17 protein-coding genes are annotated in these 24066 nt (G+C 42.5%); 2 read left to right on the top strand and 15 right to left on the bottom strand.

Going from position 1 to position 24066, the window contains the following annotated elements:
• Positions 1-123: 123 nt before the first annotated feature.
• Complete coding sequence (locus G493_RS0101625; RefSeq protein ID WP_084813370.1) at positions 124-1686, bottom strand: adenylate/guanylate cyclase domain-containing protein; 1563 nt, start codon at positions 1684-1686, stop codon at positions 124-126.
• 437 nt (positions 1687-2123) lie between these two features.
• Between G493_RS0101625 and G493_RS0101620 the strand changes: the two genes are divergently transcribed.
• The gene (locus tag G493_RS0101620; protein WP_028578962.1) at positions 2124-3104 is read left to right on the top strand and encodes a bifunctional UDP-sugar hydrolase/5'-nucleotidase; all 981 of its coding nucleotides are present in this window, start codon (positions 2124-2126) and stop codon (positions 3102-3104) included.
• Between the two features lie 64 nt (positions 3105-3168).
• On the opposite strand, the gene G493_RS0101615 is transcribed toward G493_RS0101620, so the two are convergent.
• Positions 3169-4089, bottom strand: coding sequence for a manganese-dependent inorganic pyrophosphatase (locus G493_RS0101615; protein WP_028578961.1), 921 nt, complete (start codon positions 4087-4089; stop codon positions 3169-3171).
• A 399-nt stretch (positions 4090-4488) separates the two neighbouring features.
• Here G493_RS0101615 and G493_RS0101610 point away from each other — a divergent pair, with 399 nt between their 5' ends.
• Entirely contained in the window at positions 4489-5505 is a 1017-nt protein-coding gene (locus tag G493_RS0101610) for a hypothetical protein (protein WP_028578960.1), read from the top strand.
• 273 nt (positions 5506-5778) lie between these two features.
• Here G493_RS0101610 and G493_RS0101605 read toward each other — a convergent pair whose 3' ends face one another.
• From G493_RS0101605 to gdhA, 13 genes are all read right to left on the bottom strand, one after another.
• Positions 5779-6492 (bottom strand): Bax inhibitor-1/YccA family protein, encoded by a 714-nt coding sequence (locus G493_RS0101605; RefSeq protein ID WP_035272943.1) that lies wholly within the window; start codon positions 6490-6492, stop codon positions 5779-5781.
• Positions 6493-6597: 105 nt separating this feature from the next.
• Positions 6598-8028 carry a sugar transferase gene (locus G493_RS32885; RefSeq protein ID WP_084813369.1) on the bottom strand — a complete coding sequence of 477 codons (1431 nt, stop codon included), beginning with the start codon at positions 8026-8028 and terminating at the stop codon, positions 6598-6600.
• Positions 8029-8049: 21 nt separating this feature from the next.
• A complete protein-coding gene (locus G493_RS0101590; RefSeq protein ID WP_161629777.1) occupies positions 8050-8973 on the bottom strand; it encodes a glycosyltransferase family 2 protein in 924 nt (307 codons plus the stop codon).
• A gap of 54 nt (positions 8974-9027) precedes the next feature.
• Entirely contained in the window at positions 9028-9861 is an 834-nt protein-coding gene (locus tag G493_RS0101585) for a glycosyltransferase family 2 protein (RefSeq protein ID WP_028578956.1), read from the bottom strand.
• 151 nt (positions 9862-10012) lie between these two features.
• Positions 10013-12454 carry a YfhO family protein gene (locus G493_RS0101580; RefSeq protein ID WP_028578955.1) on the bottom strand — a complete coding sequence of 814 codons (2442 nt, stop codon included), beginning with the start codon at positions 12452-12454 and terminating at the stop codon, positions 10013-10015.
• Between the two features lie 21 nt (positions 12455-12475).
• The gene (locus tag G493_RS27335) at positions 12476-14464 is read right to left on the bottom strand and encodes a glycosyltransferase family 2 protein (RefSeq protein ID WP_051308926.1); all 1989 of its coding nucleotides are present in this window, start codon (positions 14462-14464) and stop codon (positions 12476-12478) included.
• A 140-nt stretch (positions 14465-14604) separates the two neighbouring features.
• Complete coding sequence (locus G493_RS27330) at positions 14605-16857, bottom strand: glycosyltransferase family 2 protein (RefSeq protein WP_051308925.1); 2253 nt, start codon at positions 16855-16857, stop codon at positions 14605-14607.
• A gap of 85 nt (positions 16858-16942) precedes the next feature.
• Positions 16943-17512, bottom strand: coding sequence for a hypothetical protein (locus G493_RS0101565; protein WP_028578954.1), 570 nt, complete (start codon positions 17510-17512; stop codon positions 16943-16945).
• Positions 17509-18660: a sulfotransferase family protein gene (locus tag G493_RS0101560; protein WP_028578953.1), complete on the bottom strand. Its 1152-nt coding sequence runs from the start codon at positions 18658-18660 to the stop codon at positions 17509-17511. The genes G493_RS0101565 and G493_RS0101560 overlap by 4 nt, the downstream gene beginning before the upstream one ends.
• A 606-nt stretch (positions 18661-19266) precedes the next feature.
• The gene (locus tag G493_RS0101555) at positions 19267-20586 is read right to left on the bottom strand and encodes an ABC transporter ATP-binding protein (RefSeq protein WP_028578952.1); all 1320 of its coding nucleotides are present in this window, start codon (positions 20584-20586) and stop codon (positions 19267-19269) included.
• Positions 20583-21398 (bottom strand): ABC transporter permease, encoded by an 816-nt coding sequence (locus G493_RS0101550; RefSeq protein ID WP_035272935.1) that lies wholly within the window; start codon positions 21396-21398, stop codon positions 20583-20585. Before G493_RS0101550 ends, G493_RS0101555 begins: the two co-directional genes overlap by 4 nt.
• A gap of 516 nt (positions 21399-21914) precedes the next feature.
• The gene (locus tag G493_RS0101545; RefSeq protein ID WP_028578950.1) at positions 21915-22652 is read right to left on the bottom strand and encodes an arginyltransferase; all 738 of its coding nucleotides are present in this window, start codon (positions 22650-22652) and stop codon (positions 21915-21917) included.
• Between the two features lie 28 nt (positions 22653-22680).
• Positions 22681-24030: an NADP-specific glutamate dehydrogenase gene (gene gdhA, locus G493_RS0101540; protein WP_028578949.1), complete on the bottom strand. Its 1350-nt coding sequence runs from the start codon at positions 24028-24030 to the stop codon at positions 22681-22683.
• Positions 24031-24066: the final 36 nt, after the last annotated feature.

Below are 24066 nucleotides of genomic sequence, written 5' to 3'. Positions count from 1 at the left end.
TTATCCAATCTTGTTTGTCCCTCAACTCATTCCCATAACTCTACCAAGGGATCAATACGGGCAGTATGAAAGCATTGGAACAATTATGAAAATGAGCCGATATCCTGCGCAATTTTGGGATAGTTAGTATTTGCCACAGCCCTTATCTTTCATACCTTTGAGAGAAAAAACTTCAAGTGGATGTTCAATGCCCCTGAGCTGAGTAGGGCCCCTGCTCTCCAGAACAAACGCGTCTTTTACATTCTCCTTTACCCGGCTCGTCACATAAATACTGCAGGATGAAGAGAGTGCTGCCAGACGCTGGGCCAAGTTGACATCGTGACCAATCACCGTATAGTCAAAACGCTGCACCGAGCCGACATTCCCCAAAAACACATCGCCGCAGGTTACTCCTATTCCCAAATCAACGGAAGCTAGAACATCGCATTTTACAGTCCATTTTTCACGCAGTTCATGAAACCTCTGTCTAATTATAAGCGCGGTTCTCATTGCAGCGTGGTTGGGTTTTTCCATGGATACAGGAGCCCCGAATACGGCAAGTACAGCGTCTCCCATAAATTTGTCTATGGTGCCCTGTTCCTGAAAAATAGCATCAATAAATATTTTAAAAAAATCATTCAGGAAAAGACGAAGCTGGTCCAGTGCAAGATGCTGTACTAAACCTGTAAAATTTCTGATATCTGCAAACAGCACCGTAGCCCTGAGAACTTCTCCCAAATCCACGGGGTCTGCCTGTTTATTGATAAGCAGTTCTGCAACCTGGGGGGCTACAAATTGTTCCAGCAAAGTCCTGGTACGCACGGCAGACTCCACTTGAACGAGAGCACGTACATTTTCAAGGGCGAGGGCTGCCTGGCTGGTAACAATACTGAGCATCTCTTTGTCTGCTTCGCTAAACCGCCGGTCACTGGAGGTCAGGCTGATATTCAACACGCCGAGAATATGACTACGAACTGACAACGGATAAGAAATGGCAGAGACAATATCATTCCGCTTGAGAAAAGGAGCAAAAATGGAATGGTACTGGTCTTCCTTATTGAGAATTACAGGTTTCCCCTCTGCAAAAACCCATCCGGCTATCTGCTCACCGGGTTGCATTCTGATGGATTTGATTACTCCCTGGTCCAGTCCTTTGGCTCTGGCTATGCGCAGACAGGCCGACGACTCATCATAAAGCATTATGGATATATTTTTCGCGTCCGTCAGTTGCTCTATGGTGGCAAGAAGACAGTCCAGCACTCCTTGTTCGTCTGTTGATGCTAAAAACTGCTCTGCCAATTTATATAGAGGAAGCAGAGTCCTTAACTGTATATTTTCCGCCTGCAGGGTTATTCGATCAAAGGCCTGACGAACTACTTTTTGCAGATGTACCGGCTTCAGAGGTTTTATGGCAACACCGGAAAAACCAGCTTCAAAAGAAGCTCGAAGTTGCTCATTCTCTGGTGTGTGGATTAACAAGATTCCAGCTATTGCAGGATGTTGAAGATTGAGGCTGGCAAATAGCTCTCTACCGTCATAACCTGATATTGCGTCATCAATGAGTGCCAACGCAACCTCGTTATCGGCAAGGAGATCCAACGCCTCCTCTTCACTCTTACTCAATAAGAGTGTATACTGAGACAAAGCGGCCGCAACACATGCGGCTACATCGTCATCTTGTGTTACAAGCAGGATACTATGTCTCATATGGTGACGTGAATAAGCTTAAGAAGTATTTGTAAAACAGTACCATGTCATTGCGGTCAAGTAAAGCTCAGCTATATATTTTATCGTTCTGAACAGCCTAATTTTTCAGGACTATTTTACCGCCTTCCAATAGTGAGGCATCTGCTTGCACGGAACCGAAGTATTTCCATGGTCAAGGCTGGATACCAGAAAGATTTTGCTCAAGCAGATGAGAGTCTGAGTACAACACGGGCCCTACAAAAATCAATTACTTTAGTATTACAGACGAGTGTGACACCATGCAATTTTTACATAGAATATGTTTCTTCTTCTTTTCTGTATGTCTCGTAACCCAGCTGCAAATGGCATCAGCAGCCGCTGTTCCGACAGTAGTGCAGATCCTCTATGGCAATGATCTCCAGGGTGAACTCGATTCCTGTGGCTGAGGCCACAACTCATTGGGCGGTCTGTCCAAAAGAATCGAACTGATACAAACGCTGCAGTCAAAGGAACAGCATACGTTGCTGCTGGAAGGAGGAAACTGTTTTTTCAGCCCATCAATCAGGGTAAAACAGCAGATTTCCTCAAGGTTGCCAGAACTCAATGTCATCGCAAAAGACTACCTGCATGGACAAAGTGCTGTGTATGGGATTGGATCCGGTGATCTTGCGCCAGGAATTGAATACCTGAAAACGCTGTTGAACATACACGCGTTCACTGCACTTTCAGCCAATATTTTTGACAGCAAAAACCAACTGCTTTTTACACCTGCAACAACCGTACAGGCAGGGCCACATACCCTGGGGATTATCGCGCTCACAGATCACAGTCTGCTTGATAATGCACAGGATATCCAGGCTCTTCCCTGGGAAAAGGCGATTAGCAGCGAACTTGAGCAGCTCAGTCAGCAAAGCGATTTCATTATGCTGCTGTCTAACTATGCCTACAAGGAAAATGTTCGTATTGCTGAACAATTCAGCAACATACGAATCATTCTCCAATCCGGATATCGCGCCAGCAATCTTGCTCCGCAGCAGGTGAATAACGCTATTATCTGCCAAACGGAAAAACGGGGGAAATATCTTGGAGTACTCAAAATTTCCCTTGAAGGAAACGGATTCTGGGAAAAGAAGCACACAGGGGAATATAGACAGATGGAACGGGAGATTACCCAGGTTACCAGGTTACTATCGCCCTATGCCCAAAAAGACCAGCTTTCTGAAAATGAAAAGTTCAAACAGGAAAAGCTGCAGGCCATGCTGGAACAGTTGCAGCAGAAAAAAGCCCTTTACCTGCAAGGTACCCAGCAAACCAAAGGCAAGGGAGATCTTTACACAAACAGGTTTATGCCTCTGCACGACTCTTTACCTGAAGATGAACAGGTCAGTCGTCATGTCAAGGAAGCACTGGAAAAACGGAAAGCACTTTTGAAAAAATAATCAGCAAAAAAAAAGAGAAGCAGCGTGACACTGCTTCTCTTTTACCTACAACAACCGTGCTGTTTTAGCAGCCAAAAGCTTTTTGCAGATTTGGAACAGTCTGTTTTTTACGGCTCATCATACCGTCAATCCACATGGTGTTGTCGGTCAATTTACCATCAAAAGCCTTCTCGATAACTTCAGGCTCATCTGAAAGAACGACCAAGTCTGTTCCTTCCTTAACAACATCGGTGAGCATCAGCAGGATGGAATGACGACCATCAGCTTTCATTTCCTCCATTGCCTTCATCAGATCTCCGCGCATATCAGCTACCTGATCAAGGGTTGCAAGCTCAAGCTGTCCAACGCCAACTTTTTTACCCTTCATATCAAAATCTTTGTAGTCACGGTTCAGAAGATCCATGGCAGGTACACCAGCTACAGCACTTTTTGCTTTCAGCATGTCCATGAACAGTGCATCAGTATCGGTAACGCCAGCGATAGGAGCTAATTCTGCGACAGCTTTTTTATCTGCATCGGTGCAGGTTGGTGATTTGAAGTTAACAGTATCGCTCAAAATCGCAGCCAGCATAAGCCCTGCAACCTTAGGGTCAACGGCAATGCCTTCCAAATCGTAAAGAATTTTCAGAACAGTACCTGTACAGCCTACAGGCATGTTGCAGAAAAAGATTGGGCTGTTTGTGGTTACATCACCAATTTTATGATGATCAACTACTGCAACAACTTCTCCTTCACTCAGGTTATCTGGAGCCTGGGAGAGATCACTGTGATCTACGAGTGCAACCTGCTTGCCAGCGGCATCTGTCATAATTTCAGGAGCAGCAACACCAAAACGTTCCAGGACAGTTACTGTCTCTGGATTAGCCTCTCCCTGCATGACGGGAATAAAATCCTCGCCTTTCGCTTTCATCAATTCAGCATAAGCAATAGCCGCAGTTACAGAATCGGTATCAGGACTCTTGTGACCAAAAACATAAACAGACATAGCGTATTTCCTCCCAGAAACTTGATAAATGACACTGTTATGTGTAGCTTTTCCAGACCTCGTCATTGACGGGGTCTCAAGAACAATAAAATTGAACGACTTTATAACGGATACTTATATCGGTCAAGCAGAAAAACAGAATCCTCAGGATTCACTTCTATTTACCTGATGTCACCTGATAATTAGAACATTAGAAATTCAGTCCTGTTTTTTTTGAGGCAGATCTTGCCAGGTTCGGTAAAGTGACTCACTATAACCATTTACCTGCAGCTTGAATAAAGCGAAGTAAAGACAGATGCACTGTGTATTACGGAGAATAAAATATACGAAGGCACTTCAATCTATCGGGCCGAAAGGCCATTTATGGACAGGCACTAACAAGTCAACCAAGAGACGTCTATGACAGCACACAACTCTTCATCACACGACGATCCTTCATCACAAGGAAAAAAGAGAATCTTACCGAAACTCATTCTCACTTTTTTCATCCTTCTTGCAGGCGCCACTCTTTTTTTAGGACCAATCTGGAAAGAAAAAAAAGACGCTGCTGACCAGCAGGATGAGGGGATACGGCACACTACCCAACCTGTCTCTCCACAAGATACTGCCCAGCCGGAATCATCCTCCACCGGGCAGAACCTGCTTGCCGACAACAAAGAACATGCAGATAAAGCCGGGACAGATCACGTAGACTCCAATCTACTGGAGGAGATAGCAGAACCTCTGGAAACGCCCTCATCGGGACAAATATTCGCCCCGGAACATTCCACTGGCAATTTTCAATCCCCCCCAACATGCAATGGACTCGCCAATGATTTGCATGCTTTTTTTCTTGATTTGGACAGCAAGCCATATATCCAATCTTACGGCCTGAAAACGTCGACCCAGGAACATTTCATCATGCTGTTGAAAAAATTGCTTGAAACTCCTCCTGTGGTCACAAGAGAGACTGATGATCTATACACCATTCTCACCAACATGGCCCATTTCTTCCGCATTATGGGCAAGGATAACATTTCGTTAAGCAAAGCCGTGCTGGGCCATGAGAGAGAAAAGATCGAGGATGTCTTTAAAAATCTTTACACCTGGGCTATTTACGGAAATTGTAGTCAGAAAACTTTTGAACTCACAGCCCCTCTGGAAGAGCTTTATGAATACGCAGGCTTCTTTCTTAATACCATGGGAGGCCGTTCGTATCTTTTCAGACGAGACAGTCGGTCCCGTATTCTTATCAACTACTATGCTGTTCTGATCACTGACCAGATGCAGAAAAGGGGACGCAACAGACATGGAATCAATATTGCGCAGAGCATACCTCTGTTAATCAATGAAATTGAATCATCCAACCAACTCATTTACAAAGAACAATACCTGGACACCCTGTACGAATTGCTTGAAACAAGCCAACAGGAGTAACTGATAGCCTCACTCAAGTACTGCCAAACGAAAAAAGGCAGCCTTTTATGGCTGCCTTTTTTCAATATTCCGTTCTCTCTCTGCAATCACCACTCGACAGATACCATCTCAGCCTATCCTCAAGTTGTTGTGTCACCTCACAAGAGTTTCCTTATGGTGTAGTACCTTGCTTGTTACCCAACATTTGCAGGCAGTGCAAACTTCTCCAGTACGCTACAGCTGTACGTCCGGGACCTCGCTACTACCACAGAATATACTGGTGGGAAATCCTGGTTAATCGCGACTTCCGCCAAAAAAACGCAGCAGAAGCAGGAACAGATTAATAAAATCCAGATACAGGGTTAAAGCCCCTAGAATTGCTCCGCGCTGAACAGCAGCTTCTCCCTGCTCCATAATCCCCTGTTCACCCATGGTTTTTATTTTCTGTACATCATAGGCGGTCAAGCCAACAAAAATAAGTACTCCTATAAGGGAAATCGTCCAGTAAAGACTGGAACTTTGCAAAAACATATTAACCACCGACGCTAAAATAATACCAATCAGCCCCATAAACAAAAAGGAACCCATGCCGGATAAATCCCTTTTAGTCACCATTCCATATATGGCCATGCCTGCAAACATGCCTGCTGTGATTAAAAATGTTCCACCTATGGATGTTCTCGTATATGCCAGAAAAATGACGGAAAGAGTAAGACCGTTCAGGGCAGAGTAAAACAAAAACAGTCCTGTAGCCGTACCCGGCTGAATTTTGTCAATTCGGGCTGAGAGAAAAAAAACCAGTCCGAGCTCCGCGAGCAGCAGTACTATTAGCAATGGGCTGCTGGCAATACGTAATGCCAGGTCTGTCTGAGCTACAAGATAGGCCAACCCGCCGGTGACAGCCAATCCTATAGCCATCCAGTTAAAAACCTTTGCCAGAAATACGGTCGAAGCCTCAAGTCTGGCCTGGGCAAGAGTAACCTGCCCTGTTCCTGTCTGCGTTTGCATCACATACTCCTTATCGCTTAAATATTCGGGGAAAAAAATAGGCTCACACAGTATACATAACTGACACTATAAACATATTTTTGAGGAATACCAATATTTGAGAACTTAATACGCCCCCTTTCCGCTGAACATGCAGACAATGGTTTTAAGAATAATTTTTATATCAGTTTTCAACGAATAATTAAGAACATACCAATCATCAAGTTCAACTCTTTCTTTATAATCAACCACATCACTGCGCTTCATGACCTGCCAGGGACCGGTAATGCCAGGTTTCATTGAACAATAGCGGCCTGCGCTCTGCTCGCCGTTTCCCTTGTAAAAGTTTTCCAACTCTTTTCCAACAATAGGCCTGGCGCCAACCACACTCATTTCGCCTTTCAGCACGTTAAAAAACTGTGGAATTTCGTCCAAGCTAGTTCTTCGCAAAAATTTTCCAACCCTTGTAATACGAGGATCATTCTTGAGTTTATAGTGGGTTTCCCACTCCTGGCGGAGCTCAGGATCATTTTTTAAAATTTCGTTGAGCTGTTTATCAGCATTCTGCACCATGGTCCTGAATTTCAGACAGGGAAATTCTCTGCCTGTTGCCATGATTCGCCTATGCTTGTAGAAAACCGGCCCTCTGCTCTCGAGTTTTATTGCGAGAGCGATACATAAGAAAATTGGAGCCCCAAACAAAAGTACCATGCTTGAAAAAATAACATCAAACCCTCTTTTCCATTGTGTATCAGGGTTGAAATTAAGCACAAGCATATCACCCAGCGATTGAATTTCGGCATGATGAAGGCCGAAAATATAGATGTCAGGAACGAGAAGAATCTGTGCGCCCAGGTCACGACACTCCTGGAGAATTCGGAATATTTTCCGTTCGGCCCGCATGGGCAGAGCAATATATACATAATCGATATCATTGTTTTTCAGGTAGGACTGTATACCATCAATGGCTCCCAATAACGGCCTGTTAAACTGATTAAAAAGCTCCTTTTTTTCAAGCTTGTCATCAAAAAAACCAACAACCTCGATACCGGCCCACGGAATGGTTTCCAACTGCCGTGCCATACGAATTCCAAGCTCACCTGCCCCCACAATCACAGCATGCCTGATATTTTTGCCCTGGCTTCGATAAAACCGTAACAATCTCCGCACGAGAAAATGACCGGCAAAAAGCACTAACGGCGTTGTCGTAGTCAAAAGGGTAAACACTGCACGTGAATACGCCTCTGATATTTTAAAGATAAAAAAGTATAAGAGCAACACTCCTACAACCACCGACCACGCCTGGATGATTACCATAAATTCACGGTAGTACTTCCAGCCACGCCAGGAACGATAAAGTTGAAAAGAATGAAAGCTTATAAAGGAAGAAAAAAAGACTATCAACTCCAGGCGCGTATAATAAAAATTCCATGGTACCTCATAGATCCAGACGTAGAACCACAGAAGAAAACAAACCAACAGACAATCAACGATATGGAGAATTCGGTAAATAACCGAACTCCGTTCACGTAAATTCCAGGATAGAATAGGAGACATGAATTACACTATGTGGTCTTTTTACCACCAACGAGAATGCATACTCATCGCGCGAGTCACTACACGCGGTAAATATTCGTATTTTTTACCAATAATATAGCCAATGTATTTTGCCATATTACGCAACACACTTTGGGCTGCAAGTATATATGCTTTCTTCCTTAAAAGAAAGCGTATCTCAGAGAGAACATATTTTTTTCCAGTGCCGGCAGGAGTACCAAAGGGAGCAAAAATATCCTTTCGATACGTATGCAGTACCCCAATGTCAAAATACCGTTTAAAATCCTGGGCCACAGTATAGTCATGGGAGTGATACACACAGGCATCATGTACATACTGCACACAATACCCATCTCGCAACATCCGAGCCAAAGCACAGGTGTCTTCACCAAAAATCTGCCGTTGCGGGAAATACCCTGCATCGGTTAAAGGTTTTCTTTTATACGCTGCAAACGAATTGGAGATGAAAACAGTTTTAAAACCGAATGTATGCCGGTCATGGAAGCATCTTTTTTCAGAAATGCCCGGATAATTGAAGAGGCGTAGATGTTCACTGATCAACGAAGCTCCAGGATGAGCCAATTGCCGACCATATGACGCAGCGATCTCTTTATGCTCAAGCAATGGACGCAGCAACTTTTCCAGCGCTGTATCATCCATAGGCAAAGCATCCTGGGTAAAGTAAACAAGTAGATCGCCAATCGCCTTTTGTGCTGCGAGAGTTCGAGTATTGCCATGATCGAACGTTTCACGGGAAATAATTCTAAGATTGACTTGGTATTTCCGACAAATGGCATGAGTGCTGTCCGACGAACTGGAATCAATAACGAGAATTTCGTCAGGGAGAACTGTCTGCCGTGAAAGGCTCTCAAGGAGGCCTTCAAGACAGGACTCAGCGTTCAGCGTCGGTATAATAACGGAAACTGCAGGTATTGGTTGTTGCACAACGGATATCTCTTTGGGGAATACAGTGAAATGGTGTTCACCGTGAACTATGTATTAAATGCGAAAATATTTTACCAGCAGCCATTTCAACATTGCCCAGAAGAAGTATGGCGAAGGATGTTTCCTGTACAATATCATTTCATTTCGGGCAGCCTGCATTCGCAATCCGTACTCCATTTTTTTTCGATCTGCCTGCCAGCCACGGCCGTGATAAGCGATCACACTCGGGCTGTATAGGATACGCCACCCTTTTCTGCGTAGCCGAAGACTTAATTCAATATCCTCTTTATACAGAAAAAACTCCGGCTCAAACAAGGTGTCAGGAGCCAATAAGACATCTTGCAGCGCCTCTTTTCTCATGAAAAAAAAAGCACCGCATGCAGCAGGAACAAACTCTCGCGATGAATACTGCCCATGCTCCACTTCCCCCTGACCACGATCATACCACCTGCCATACGCTTTGCGGAAAATGCCCGTTGAATCCAGTCTGCCGCTTGGAGCCTGCCCTTGCAAGTCATATCCTAGCAGCCGTGGGGTGAGGCATCCGGCTTCAGGGCAACTTTTCAATTCTGCACATGCAGTTTCCAGACATTTTGAAGGCAACACGGTATCGGGATTAAGAAATATAAAAAAATCGCTCTCCATGTCACAACATGATAACCCTGCATTATTTGCTCTGGAAAAACCGATATTATCTTCTTGAACAGTTATAAAAGGATACGCGTTTCCAAGTTTCTCAAGATAATCAACGGATCGGGAGCCAGAATCCACAACCAGAACTTGTCGAGGCGCCAGGGACTGCCCATAGAGCGAATCAAGACAGGCTGCAAAATATGCATCAGCATTATGGGTAACAATAATGATGGTTACAGAAGACGATTCCGCCATTACTACTTCGTATTCCTCATATTTTTTTTACACAATGAAATAACAACCTGTTGTAACATAAAACTGTCTTCAGGTACTCTTTAAGAAAGTTTGCCGCATTGTCCCCATTGAACAACCAATGGGATTGAATTGAGAGCCTGAAAAGATCGGATTATTTATTGTCATCCGTTCCCCTATAATTCGGTTTTCCTTTTTCTCTGTTGCGATAGCCCGCCACACAAGGATATCGCCAATACATTAACAAGCTGAAGGCAAGTGCCAGAACTGACACGACAATGGCAAGCCCCATGAATGGTGGTTGGTAGTGCAGTACGACTTCCTTTGGGCCCCTGTCTTGCAGGGCAATACCCATAAAACCATAATCAAGAGGATAGAGATCTGCCGGAATCCCATTCACCATAACCTGCCAGCCCCGATCATAGGGGATTGGGAAAAACAGTATACCGGGCCGGGTTACCTGTATGTTACCCTTGAAGTAATCCTGCTGCCACTGTTCCAAAATAAACTGGTCTTGGTTCCTTGCCTCCCCTTCAATATCACCTGCCCCTCTGCAATCCAGCTGGACATCTGGAAGTTTTTGCTCCGTAATCACAGCTGTTTTGGTCAGTCTATCTTTTTGAACAGAAGAATAGGATTGAAAATCTATAGCAGGACATTGGGCATAGTACATCCGTGCAAACCCATTAACATTTTGATTTTGATATATTTTTACCCCATCAATCTCATCACGTAAGGTGAAATTTTGCAGCCCGCCACACTCTTCATCAGTTCGACACAAAAAATACTTAACTGCAAGCAATGTCTGCAGGTCGGCCCGTTTTTCCATACCGTATCGATACGAAGACAATCTCGGTGAGTTCAGAGAAAGTCCAAAATGTCGATAAAACTGGACAACGCCTGAACTGACAAACCCAAAATAGGCAGAAGTACCATTATACCCCTGGATCATGGCATCATTAAGGTGGCCGTCATTATACCCCTTCTCTATACGATAAAAGGAAGTGTCTGTGGACTGTATCTGATGTAAAGCAGATTGTGTTGAGGGGGAAAAATAAAACCGGCCCTGTTGCACAAAAGTAGGGGGAAGAGCGCCACGGTTTCGACTAACGGTTTGTCTGGAAAAAAGAACTATCTCAATAATTATCACTGCCACCAACAGATATCTCGACCAAGAACACCGGGGAAATTTCCAGGATACAACAAGAAGAGATACATACGTGACAACCAGAAAAAGTGCCTGCTGAACAACTTTTGAATCTGCGCGTAAGCTTAAAAAAGATCCGAACAACAGGTCAATCAGACAAACAACAATGAGACCGGCCCAACAGAGTAAAACAATCAACCAGTTGATTCGCCCGCTGCCAGTAGTAACGATATTACTCCGGGAGTTCTTATCTACCCAATTTTGAAGCAGAAATACACAGCAGATAATGGAAAACGTACTGACATAGAGAGATATGTACTTAAACGTGCCGCTTGCAAAGCCATTCAATGCCCAACGCATTTGAGGAAAGAGGAAAATAATGCTGCATACGAAAGGAAAACTCCATAAAAGTCTTGTCCCTGCAGTTCTTACAAAACACAGAGGCAAGAGTAGTAAGGTAAGAATCCCTGAATAGAGCGTGGAATCTTCAAAATAATTATACATGCCATGATAGCCAGTCCAGGAACCAAGCAAATCATTGGCTGTCATTCGGGCAAAGATAATCTTAATGACTTCCCAATTTTCCACACGCAGAATGTAGGCGATTTTTTCTCCAAGAGAAATGTGATCGACAGCAGCAGCCGCACGGGAAGAAGAGAGAATAGTAAGAATATTTGGCAGTAATAGATACGACTGAATGCATACCCCAAGGGAAAAAAACACACCTAACCAAAAAAAAGTTCGTACTACGTGCCATGACCAACCAAAAACATTTACAGCACGAAAAAATACGTACACACTGCCAAAAGCAACCATTTGCAGCAACTGCAATTCCCCCTTGAGAGGAATAAGGCCGAGTACAAGTACCAGGGGCAGCCAGCGACCATCTTGAAACCAGACCTCAAAGAAGAGAAGAAACAAAGCGATGAAAACCGCATAATTGGAATAATGGTACCAGTGACTGTTGACTAACAGATATCCGTTGAAGGTAAATAGAAGAGCACCTGTCAAAGCCCAGGGAGTGGCTATGTTCAACCGGCGTAAAAAGGCATGAAAAAAAACACAGCACCCAAAAAGCTTTAAAAAAACAGCAAGATGTATTGCAGTGTGAAAATGATCTGGACCAAATGGCACCAGCAGTATGTCAAAAGGGCTGATGTTGGTCATTATACCATAAATATTCGTTCCCAGATCCAATTGAAACGACCAGAAAGGTATTTGGCCAGCAAGATAATTCTTAATGCGAAAATAATCGACCGGATAAAACTGGCTCACCGAGTCAATGGCCAACTGACTGAAAATAAATACTTTATCAAGAACAAGGTATTTATAGAAGACGATGCTCCAAATAAGTGTAAAGGCTATTACCAACCAGGTTCGGCCGGACATCAGCGAAAAGACATTATTCCGTGAAGGCGTCTCAGTAACTGTATCGCATCTGCTTGTCATCACCACCCAATCTCTTTGAAATTATAAACCTTTATCTACAACCCCGGATTTATCAGATTTGTATCTTGCTGCTTCACCTAAACCAATGGAGAAGTCTTCTCTCAATAAAGTCAGGTGGCAATTATAATATGGATCACCTGCCTGAAACATATGCCCCCATCTGTTATCACAAAAAGCCCATTCCTGATGAAAACGGTCTTTTTTTTCAGGGGTTGTCTCATACCCACGGCTTATTGATTCGTGATGATACAATTCTGCGAATGGAGTATACACAATCAGGTATCCCCTGCTTCTGACTTTCAGACAGAGGTCCACATCATTAAAGGCATGACTGAGGAACTCCTCGAATCCCCCGACCTCCTCGAACACCGAGCGTCTCATCATAAGACAGGCAGCCGTAACCCCGCTTAAATTCTGGACGATTTTCAACCTGCCGAAATACCCGTATTCCCGCCGATGAAAATATTTATGACTGTGTCCTGCGACCCCGCCAATGCCCATAATTATCCCCCCATGTTGTACGGTATTGTTGGGGTAATAGAGCAACGAGCCAACAGCTCCGACATCTTGCCGCTGGGCATATCCAAGCATTTCTTCAAGCCACTCCGGAGAAAGGATCTCGGTGTCGTTATTGAGAAACACAAGAAACTCCTCTTTTGTTTCTCGAACGGCAAAATTATTGATTTTGGAAAAATTAAACGGCTCGTCAAAATGAAAGAGAGAAACCCTTTTCTGCTCATCCAGAGATGCGTAATATTCAAAAGTTGCCTGTTCGCTACTCCCATTATCCACAATATAGACGTGGTAGTTCCCGTAGGTGGAGCAGGATAGAATGGAGTCCACGCATCGTTTGAGCACAGAAACCTTGTCTTTGGTCGGAATAATTATTGCTACGCGATGCTGACCGGCAAGCTGGTAGCGAATTCTATAGGATCCCAGAAAAAGACCATCTTCGACTTTTGCTGGCAGGTGCAGGCGGTCAAGATGATCGTTCAGAGCTTTTTTTGCGCTGTCGTAAGCATACATTTTCGCATCTCCCCGTTTTCCTACCGACCCCTCAATTGCTCTCCAGTGATAGAGGATATGCGGGATATGTTCGATTTCACGAGCCTGTTCGCTTACACGAAGAAATAGATCATAATCCTGGGATCCATCATACCCAGGGCGAAAGCCGCCCAGAGAAAGGAACAAATCTCTCTTGATGACCGTGAAATGACACAAGTAATTATAGCTTCGCAGGGTATCTGGGGACCAATCAGGCTTAAAAAATGGTTCGTAGCGTCTGCCTTGCTCAGATATCTTATCCTCGTCACTATAAAAACATTCTGCTTCCGGCTTTTCATCAATAGCTTCTGCCACCAGTTGTAAAGCGTGGGGAGCCAGGGTGTCATCATTATCCAGCAGACCGATATAATCACCCGTCGCCATTTCAAGAGCAGCGTTTGAGGCACCAACTATGCCAAGATTTTCCGCTAAAAATGAAATGGTAATACGTTCATCTTTCCGAGCAAACGCCTCAAGCATCGGCCTTATGCCTGGCTTGGTAGAACAGTCATCTGCAATGCACAACTGCCAACGGCCATATGACTGGTCAAGCACCGAGCAAATCGCAGCCTCAAGCCAGACGGGCTCGACGTTATAGACAGGCATCAGGAGACTTATGGTTGGCAGTTTAGCAGAACTCTCCATCTTCTTACTTCTTGCAACGGTTTGCTTTACGAACTGTTCTTCCAGGCGCATCCACTTGGTATAGGAATCAGCGACGAAGCCACCACGTATTAAAGGTTGTAACACATAACGCCGGAAGGTCCTTTTGAAAAGGGGCAAATAATATATCTGAATGGACGGAAACCAGTTCAAGAAATGTACCCGGATAAGCCTGCGAAAAAATTCCGCAATACGCCAAACCTTGGATTGCTCCATTTCCTGTATTTGCTTATTCAGACGTTCGATGGTTCGAGCCTGTTCACGAATTAAACGTTCCTGCTCCGACGAATGATTATCCTGCATAGACCAGCCTGTGTCCCTCATGACTATTTAAATCAATCAACGAAACCTCCCTGTTACGGGTGCCATCGAATAATGATTGTATTTTCAGTATTATGTCAAGCATATCCACACCTGTGTCAACATCCCTTCACGGATATGGACTATTGATCAGAAATTCTCACTCCAAGTTGTGTAAGAATCGCCTTTCGCTCTTCATCAGAGGTATACCAGCTCACATAGGTATCACGAGCAAAATCTTCTCGATACGTACAAAGGTTGAGGTTGTAATAGGGGTCGCCATGCTCCAAAATTTCAGCCCATCGCTCTTTAAAATACGCCACCTCTTTATTGAATCGTTTCTTTTTGGCAGCAGTATCCTCATAACCGCGTGACGCAGATTCGTGATGATATGCCTCTGCATATGGAGTAAACACATTAAGAAACCCTGCTTCACGAAGTTTCAAGCAAAAATCAACATCGTTCAGCGCTATCCCCAAGTGCTCTTCATCAAGTCCTCCGACATGATCATACAAACGCCTTTTTACCATGAGCAAGGCTGCAGTTACAGCACTGAAATCCTGTATACAGTTTAATCTGTTGAAGTAGCCGGGATCCTTTCGGTCAGCGTGTCTGTGCGCGTGTCCGGCAAATCCGCCAATGCCAAGAATAACCCCGGCATGCTGAATGGTGTCGTCGGGATAATACAGTTTAGCCCCAACAGCGCCGACATCCTCACGTTGTGAATGCTCAAGCATACAAGCAAGCCAGTCATGATTTAGAACCTCTATGTCGTTATTCATCAAAACGACATGTTCCCCCTTGCTCAAATTCACTGCATAATTATTGATTTCCGAATAGTTGAACGGATGGTTGAATTCGAAAAAACGAACCTGTTCATACTTGTGACTCAATGCATTCATCAGCTCAAACACTGCCGGATCATCGCTGTTATTACTCACCCCAAGAATCTCGATATTATCGTAGGAGGTAACAGTTACAACCGATTCAATGCACTGCTGGAGCAATTGGGGCTGATTATGGAAGGGAATAATTATTGAAACCAATGGCTGATGCGTAAGTTGCCTTCTTACTCTATAATAGAAAGGAAGATTGGCATCAAGAACATCAGCAGCAACGTTTTGCCTTTGCAGTGAGGCCTGCAACGCCTTTTTGCCGGCATCATGGGCATACGATTTCGCATCAGGATTGGCACTTGTTGAAGTTTCTATGGTTCGCCAACGATATAAGACCTGAGGTATGTGCCGAATCGCATTGGTTTTATCTGTTACTTTAAGGAGAAGATCGTAGTCCTGAGCACCATTATACTCTGTTCCCACCCCTCCAACCTGTTGGAAAAGTTCTCTCCGAATAACCAGAAAATGGGTAATATAATTGTGAGTGCGGAGCAAATCCGGAGAATAATCCGGTTTATAATGGCACTCAAGTAATTCTCCGGCGCTGTTAACAATACATTCATCGGAATATATAATATCCGCTTTTTGCTCGTTGAGTAGACGAACCACCTCCAGCAATGCGTCACGGGTCAGTTCATCGTCATTATCCAAAAATCCTATATACTCACCTGTAGCAAGAGATGCTGCGGCATTTGTGGCACCAGCTATACCTTTATTTTCGTCTAAACAGACAACTTTTATACGGGTATCCTTCCTGCTTAACTCTTCCAATACCGGACGAATATGCGCTGCTGAACTCCCGTCATCCGCTAGACAAAGCTCCCAATGGGGATAACTTTGCAGAAGTACAGATTGCACACAATCGCGCAAAAATGATTCAGGTACGTTATAAACCGGAGTCAATAAGCTTATGGTAGGAGCATAATCAAACTCGATCTCCCGCTCCATGGTTGACCGGCCTTCCCATTTACCGCGCCTCATATAATGGGCTAGAGGATTCTCTTTAGTTTCAAAGAGTTCAGGACTTAAACTCAGATAAAATGCGGAGTCAAACCGTGGGTTTGGCCAACTGCCATTCCATGCTCCATACTGTAGGTAGTGAAATAAAGGATTAATGCCTTTATTCGCTATCTCAGGGTGAGACTGCAGATAGTACCGTGTCTCAAAGAGTGCACAAGGATTCTTTCCTTCCTTCCACCCTTTGCAAATATAATGGTAGAGAGGATTTGTACCCTTGATCAATACCTTCCGATATTTCCCAGGATACCAGGCAGTTTCGAAAAGACAATTGGGTTTACGCCCCTCAGCATGACCATATTGCAGATAATGAATAAGGGGATCAATTTCGTCTCGAGATAAATCTTCGTTCGTTCGAAAATAATATTCTTCATCAAACAGGCCAGACTGAAGAATTTTTTGATAAGGCCTATAAAGACTAAAACGTAATTTTAGTATTTTTCTTCTCAGATGCCGTAATTTTTGTCTAAGCGCAACATTCATATTTTCTACTGGTCTCTGTTTCCTCGATCTACATAATATCTCATAGTTACAAAAAACGGTTTTGTATACATAGCTATTTTTCCATCTAAGAACAACATCTTCCCTCTTTTTTACCATATAAAATATAGTGTACAAACGGATTCATATTACTGGCCTGAACATCCTTATGGAAATGCAAATAGAAATACGTATCAAAAGATTTAGAAGGATTTTTCTTTTGAGAAACACCATTTTTTATATAATGCATGATTGGATCCACAGAAGCGTTTAACACTTCACTATTACTTTCCAAATAATAGCTAACATCAAACATACCGCTTTCACTAATTATTTTATACCAATACAATTCTTCTTCATTTTGTATATATTGACCATGATTAACAAATCGATCTTGTTGTTTTCCATATAAAATATAATGTACAAATGCATTCAGTTCACTTGCATCAACGTCTGGATATGTATCTCTATAATATTTTGGATCAAAATTTCTATTAGGAAAACGTCCTTCCTTTTCACCATACTTTATATAATGTGAAACAGGATCAATATCACCCAACCTAATATCTGAATACGTAAAGAAATAATATCTAAAATCAAACAATTTACTTTTTGTTATTATTTTTTTCCACTTATAAAAAGTCAGGATATTATTCATTTTTCCAATTTCCTCATAACCTTTCTCAAAGGACGAGTCAATCTCCAGCTTAGGCTACAATAAATATTTGAGAGTTCACGTTGTAGACTATCAATATTTGACTGTTTTTTTATAATATCCCTATGACATTCATCCAACATGTCCTCTTTATGTTTCATTCTGTGTTTCAATTCTTGATATTTTTCTTCCAAAGAGGATATTATATCTGATTGTTCCAGTAAGAATTTTTTAACATATGCTGTTTCAATATACTCATCATTGAATTTTTCACACTGACCAATCTGCTCATCATAGCCTGCAATCTTGACGTAGGCCGAACACATGTTATGTATTTCTTTATTAAGAAATAATTTTTTATACTCTACAAATTCGGACATTAACAGGTCAAATTCAGCCTGAACGTTTTCAACATTAAAACCCTCCAACCTTTGAACAATTTTCCTCACTACACCTGGAACAGATACTACATTCTCAGTCACAGTTGTATCGTGATGTCTTAATTGAGGATCAAGAAAATCTTCGACCTGACCACGTCTTTCATTGTATTTGGTAATAAAGTCAACCCCAATTTCCCTGGAAATATATCGGAGAGTCTCTTCTGTATGCGAAAGTAATTTTTCATATTCAAGAACAACCCTACAGCAATTTCGAGAATATTTTTCTGCATACAAAAGGTGATAACACCAAAGAAGAAATCCTTTTTCAAAGGAAAAGTTATTTCGCTTATGCAATGACATAGCAACTTCCACAGGATTTCTATACGGAATAATAATTTTTATTTCTATATCCAGTTCATTCAACACCTTTTGATACAAAGGAAACAGTAAAATTATTCTAGGATCCTTAATCGCAAAAATTTCTTTATTGCGAAATTCTTTTTCAAGCGTAAACTTGAGTTTATCTTTGTCAACGCTTGCCTCAAGTTTATCAGCAGAATAAAATAAATCTTGCCACGAACTTCCAATTTGAGACAACAGCATCTCGTTTATATTATATAGTACATTGTTCTCAAAGTAGCCTTTTCTATTACCTGAATCACCACCCATCAAATCACTGCCAACATAAACATCTAATATATTCAATGTTCCTGTTAAAGCAGATGTTCCACTTCTATGCATACCCAATATCAACAGACAGGTTTGTTTCATTTTACCATAACCTTTATATAACTGATCATGGGGTATATACCCCTCTTGCTTTCATCTCTATCATAATTGTAAATGATTTCAGGCGTTCCAGATTTATGCACGCGTGATTGTTCCCAGGTAAGCCCAGATTCCGTTCGCCTATCTATGCGTGAATTTGAGATCACCCAAAGAGATAAGCGACCAGCGGGAGAGTTCGCGGAGCGCCTGTTATCACTTACACCTGTATTTTTCGTTCAACCACATTCATACAAGTGACCTACCCAGAGTTCTATCCATTCGGTGAGCAGCAAGCGTTCACCGATACCTCACAAAGTCTCCATCAAGCGCCAGATCAAAACACGCAACACTCGCGCCATTATGATAGTTTGGCAAATACAGGACAATTACAATCACAGCCCTGATGTACATGAAAGCGGAAGCGGTACTCCCAGTGACTAATTACTGACATGGAGCAAAAAAAGAAACGGGCTGGCTACAATGACTACATATCAGATGCGTGCTTTTTCATTTGATTAACAGCAAAGCAAGTATCCTACAAATTCTTCATTGAGAAAGGGTCAGGGTAAACAAGAAAAGCAGGGCACACTGCGCTCATTTCCCCACCAATCATACGGCCTCTACAGAATACTCATCTATAAGATCAAGAAACCCTGTACCCATATTTTTTCCCCCCTCAACACGAAACATATATGCATCCAGTACTCTGTGGGCGTAATCAATTTTATCATCAAGCAGAGCAACAACACCCGCGTTAAAATAATAATACCCAGGATTTAAATCACATTTAAAGGCTATCTCGACATGCTTCCTGCCATCCTGAAAATCAAACCATTCATTTATAGATGGCAAAACTCCACCAGCTATATTCACACCATCTTTATCTTTTATTAAAAAACTATACTGAACTTTATATAACCCTTTTTCAAAAGTTACGTCGTAATGATATCTATACAGCTTACCGCTGCTCAAAATATTCACAGAGTCACGATGTTCATTAAGGATTCCGAAATTTGATAGAACTGCCCCATTTTCAGGGTAGCTAATAATTGATTTTGTTTTTAGATTGATATCGTACGCTTCAGTGAGGACGGCCTGAGAAGATGACTTCTTTTTCTCTCTTTCCCGAGGATCTTGTCCGCCAAGGATTTCATGATACTGTTCTCTCACCTTATTGATATCGATGCTGGCATCTCCAGAATTCCTCAGATAGAGTCCAGTAACCAACTTAGGATCACCATCAAGTACAACCTGTCCCTTATCCAACCAGATGACACGTTCACACAGACTGACAATACTAGAAATACCGTGAGATACAAAAAGTATTGTTGCATTGTTTTTCTTTATCTGCTCCATCCGAGCAATACATTTCCTTGAAAAAGCAGCATCACCAACACTTAACGCCTCATCCACAATAAAAACATCAGGATCAATACAGACTGCAACGGAAAAAGCCAGCCTCGCATTCATACCACTACTGTAAGTTTTTATAGGTTGATATATAAAATCTCCCAACTCTGCAAAGTCAATAATTTGGCCAAGCTTTTTTTTCGTCTCCTCTCTTGACAAACCATTAAGAGAGGCATTGAGAAATATATTATCTATACCATTCAGATCCTGATTAAAGCCAGAGGCTAATTCGAGGATAGCGGATATCTTTCCATTCACATATATCTGCCCCTGTGAAGGACTTACTACCCCTGTAATTATTTTTAGCAATGTGGATTTTCCACTTCCATTATTACCAATAATACCGATAGACTCGCCTTTATGAATCTTCAGTTGTATATTTTTTAATGCGTGATGATCTTTGCTGAATCGACGACGAAAAGGATCAAGAGCCTCTTTCATACGATCAGATATAGAACCGTACAGTTTATATGTTTTAACTACATCATCAACAATAATAGCAATTTCTTTTTCGGTCACAGCACATCTCCAAAATGGGGCCTCAATCTTTTGAAAAAGAGCGAGCCAATTATAATAAAAAAGAAACTAATACAGAAAAAGAAAACTGCTAATTTATAATGATGCCAAAACCAAACTTCCCCGGTGAACGTTTCTCTATAACCATTTATTATATAGTACAGAGGATTAATTTTAATAAAAATTTGATGCTTCGGCGATAGCATCTCTGAATTCCAAAAAATAGGTGTGCACCAAAAACCTATCTGGAGCATTACTGAAATAATATTGCTCATGTCTTTTATAAAGACACGTAAAGCTGAAAACAACAGCGTAAGCCCAATCAACAACAAAAACTGACACCCCAAATAGTAAATAAATTGTAGCCAATAGAGAGTTGGATACAAACCATATAGCATTAAAATTACCATCACACAGAGTATGAGTCCCAAGTGTATTATCATTTCAGAACAGATTACCACTACAGGCAGAATACCCACTCGAAAAGAGACTTTTTTGACTAAAAACGAATTGGAGGTAATGGCATCAACGCCCATAGCAAGGCTGTTTGAGAAAAAAAACCATGGTACCATCCCGCAGACAAGCCAGACAAAAAAGGGTAATTCATCTGAAACCGGCTTTACCTTAAATCCATGTTCAAAAACAGTCCATATTACCAGGATAAAAACCAATGGCTGCAGAAATGCCCAGGATAATCCCAGGTAAGAGCCTAGATATTGTTTTCGAAAGTCGTTGATAATGAGCGTAACAAGAAGTTCTTTTTCCTTGCTCATATGAACGATAACACTTGCGATGGTACGTAATAGATCAATCATATAATGTATCACAAGACAATTTTTTCTTATTTCTTAATGTTATAAAAACAGAGCAGAGGCGCCTATCAACGTACATTCAACATGCTCGTGATAATATATATAGTTTCTTGAGTAATACATTGTTACAATCAGTGAACTCTTACGTGCAGACCTATCCATCAAAAAAGCATCATCACCTTGATTGCAACTGATCACAGGCATTCCATCTTTGGATGCCCATGCTTCCCCGCATAGTCAGGCTATAGCGAGAAATCACACTTATCCAAATCTAAAACACCTGTCACCAGATACGATTCAAAGGGAAATGAAACCAAGCCGTTATATAACCTGGGCTCATTTTCCCCTGTTTGTTCTATCGGTAACTACGCCTTTGAGAATAGACGATGAAGATCCTTATGAAAAGCTATCAATGTTTAACATACTGACAACATATACGGCGCCTGTGATCACTTACGACTCAGAATTAATTGAAATATCTGTGTTGTTAACCCCGTGATCAGTTACCTTACAACTCAATTACCTGACCTCTTTCCAACTTCCGCCCTGGAGTATTTCATGAGCACGGAAATGTCTTTTATAATCCATTTCAGAAAGGTTTTCTATCCAATAGCCTAGATACAGATGTGCTATCTTTTGGTTTGCACAAAAGTTAATAAGATACTGGATGTTAAATACCCCCGGACTTCGCCAGCTTTCCTCAGGGTCAAAATAAAAATAGACAGCATTCAGCCAATCCATGCTGCCATCCACAACAGCCACGCCAATAAGTTTTTCCCCAACTCTATACCTGATTTCAAAGCATCGTGTAATGCTGGTGATAAAAAAACCTGTATAGTAGCCCTCTGCATGACTGTTACTTCCAGGGAACCTCGTACAGAGAAATTTCTCCAGCAGATACAAATTTTCGCGTGACATGGAAAGGGGAGCAACGCCGGCTACTACATCTCTGTTTTTTTTGAGCACCCGTTTCTGATTTCTGTTCGGCACAAATCTCTCTGGCCGTATGCGAATAGGGACGCACAACGAACAATTTGGGCACCGCATGTTATACATACTGTTTCCGTTTCGTCGATACCCCTTTTCCAAAAAGCGCTCCATAGTATAATCGTCCAACCAACCAAATACGGCCTGATGATACATAGCTTTCTGGTCCAGGCCATATGGACATCGAGAGGATACATCAACGAAATATTTTTCGATATTATCCCACAATGGTTCTATTTCTCTATGGCCTTCATATCTACGATTATTCACGGTACGGTCCACCTTCACCAGCCGATTACTACACAAGCCCTTGATCCAGCATTGCATTTACCACGTTGACAAAACCTGCAATATTGGCGCCAGCCACATAATTCCCTTTCAGCCCATATTCCTCTGCTGCATCCACACACGTAGTGTGGATAGATTTCATAATCTGTTTCAATCGTGCGTCCACCTCCTCGCGGGGCCACTTCAATCGCATGGAATTTTGGGCCATTTCCAGCCCGGATACGGCTACCCCGCCAGCATTGGCAGCCTTTCCCGGACCGTACAAAATAGCATTTTCGAGAAAAATATCAACTGCACTGGGAGAACATGGCATATTTGCCCCTTCGCTCACCAGAAATACTCCATTATTAATTAAAGTTATGGCGTCATTTTCATTGATCTCATTCTGGGTAGCGCACGGCATGGCACAATCGGCCTTATGATCCCACAATGGATTATGATCTAACGATGAATCAGCATCTCTGTATACAGTATGTGGATATCGTTCACAGTATTCCCTGATTCTACCCCGGCGGATGTTTTTCAGCTCTTTTACAAAAGAAAGTTTTTCCGCATCAATGCCTTCTTCATCATAAATATAGCCCGATGAGTCAGACAGGGTCACGACCTTACCACCAAGCTCCAAAATCTTTTCAGTGGTAAATTGTGCGACATTACCAGAGCCGGAAACCAGGCAGGTTTTCCCTTCAAAAACCTCTTTTCTCGTTGCAAGCATTTCCGCAGCAAAGTAAACAACTCCGTACCCTGTCGCTTCAGGACGAACCAGGCTACCTCCCCATGCAAGGCTTTTCCCTGTCAGTACTCCGGTGAACTCGTTACATAATTTTTTATACATGCCAAAAAGGTATCCGATTTCCCGGGAGCCAACCCCTATATCACCGGCAGGCACATCGGTATTCGGACCTATATGGCGAAACAGTTCTGCCATGAATGCCTGGCAAAATCGCATTACTTCGGCATCAGAGCGCCCCTTGGGATCAAAATCCGAGCCACCCTTACCACCTCCCATATGCAATGTAGTAAGGCTATTCTTAAAAACCTGTTCAAACGCCAGGAATTTAATTATTGACAAATTCACAGACGGATGAAATCTCAGCCCCCCTTTATACGGTCCTATGGCGGAGTTCATTTCCACCCGGAACCCCCGGTTTACGTGAACCTGCCCCTGGTCGTCCATCCAAGGAACACGAAACATAATGACTCTTTCAGGCTCTACGATACGTTGCAGTACCGCCTGTTTTCGATACTCCGGATTACGCTCGAGTACAGGACGAACTGTTTCCAAAACTTCCTGTACAGCCTGTTGAAATTCTTTTTGTTCAGGATCTCGATGAATAATTTTTGTTACTGCTTTTTCCATATATTTTCTCCCCAACCGATCACACAGGGCTTCATC

The sequence above is a fragment of the Desulfogranum japonicum DSM 18378 genome, assembly GCF_000429945.1.
Taxonomy (GTDB): Bacteria; Desulfobacterota; Desulfobulbia; order Desulfobulbales; family Desulfobulbaceae; genus Desulfogranum; species Desulfogranum japonicum.
This window is presented reverse-complemented; position numbering and strand designations above follow the sequence as displayed.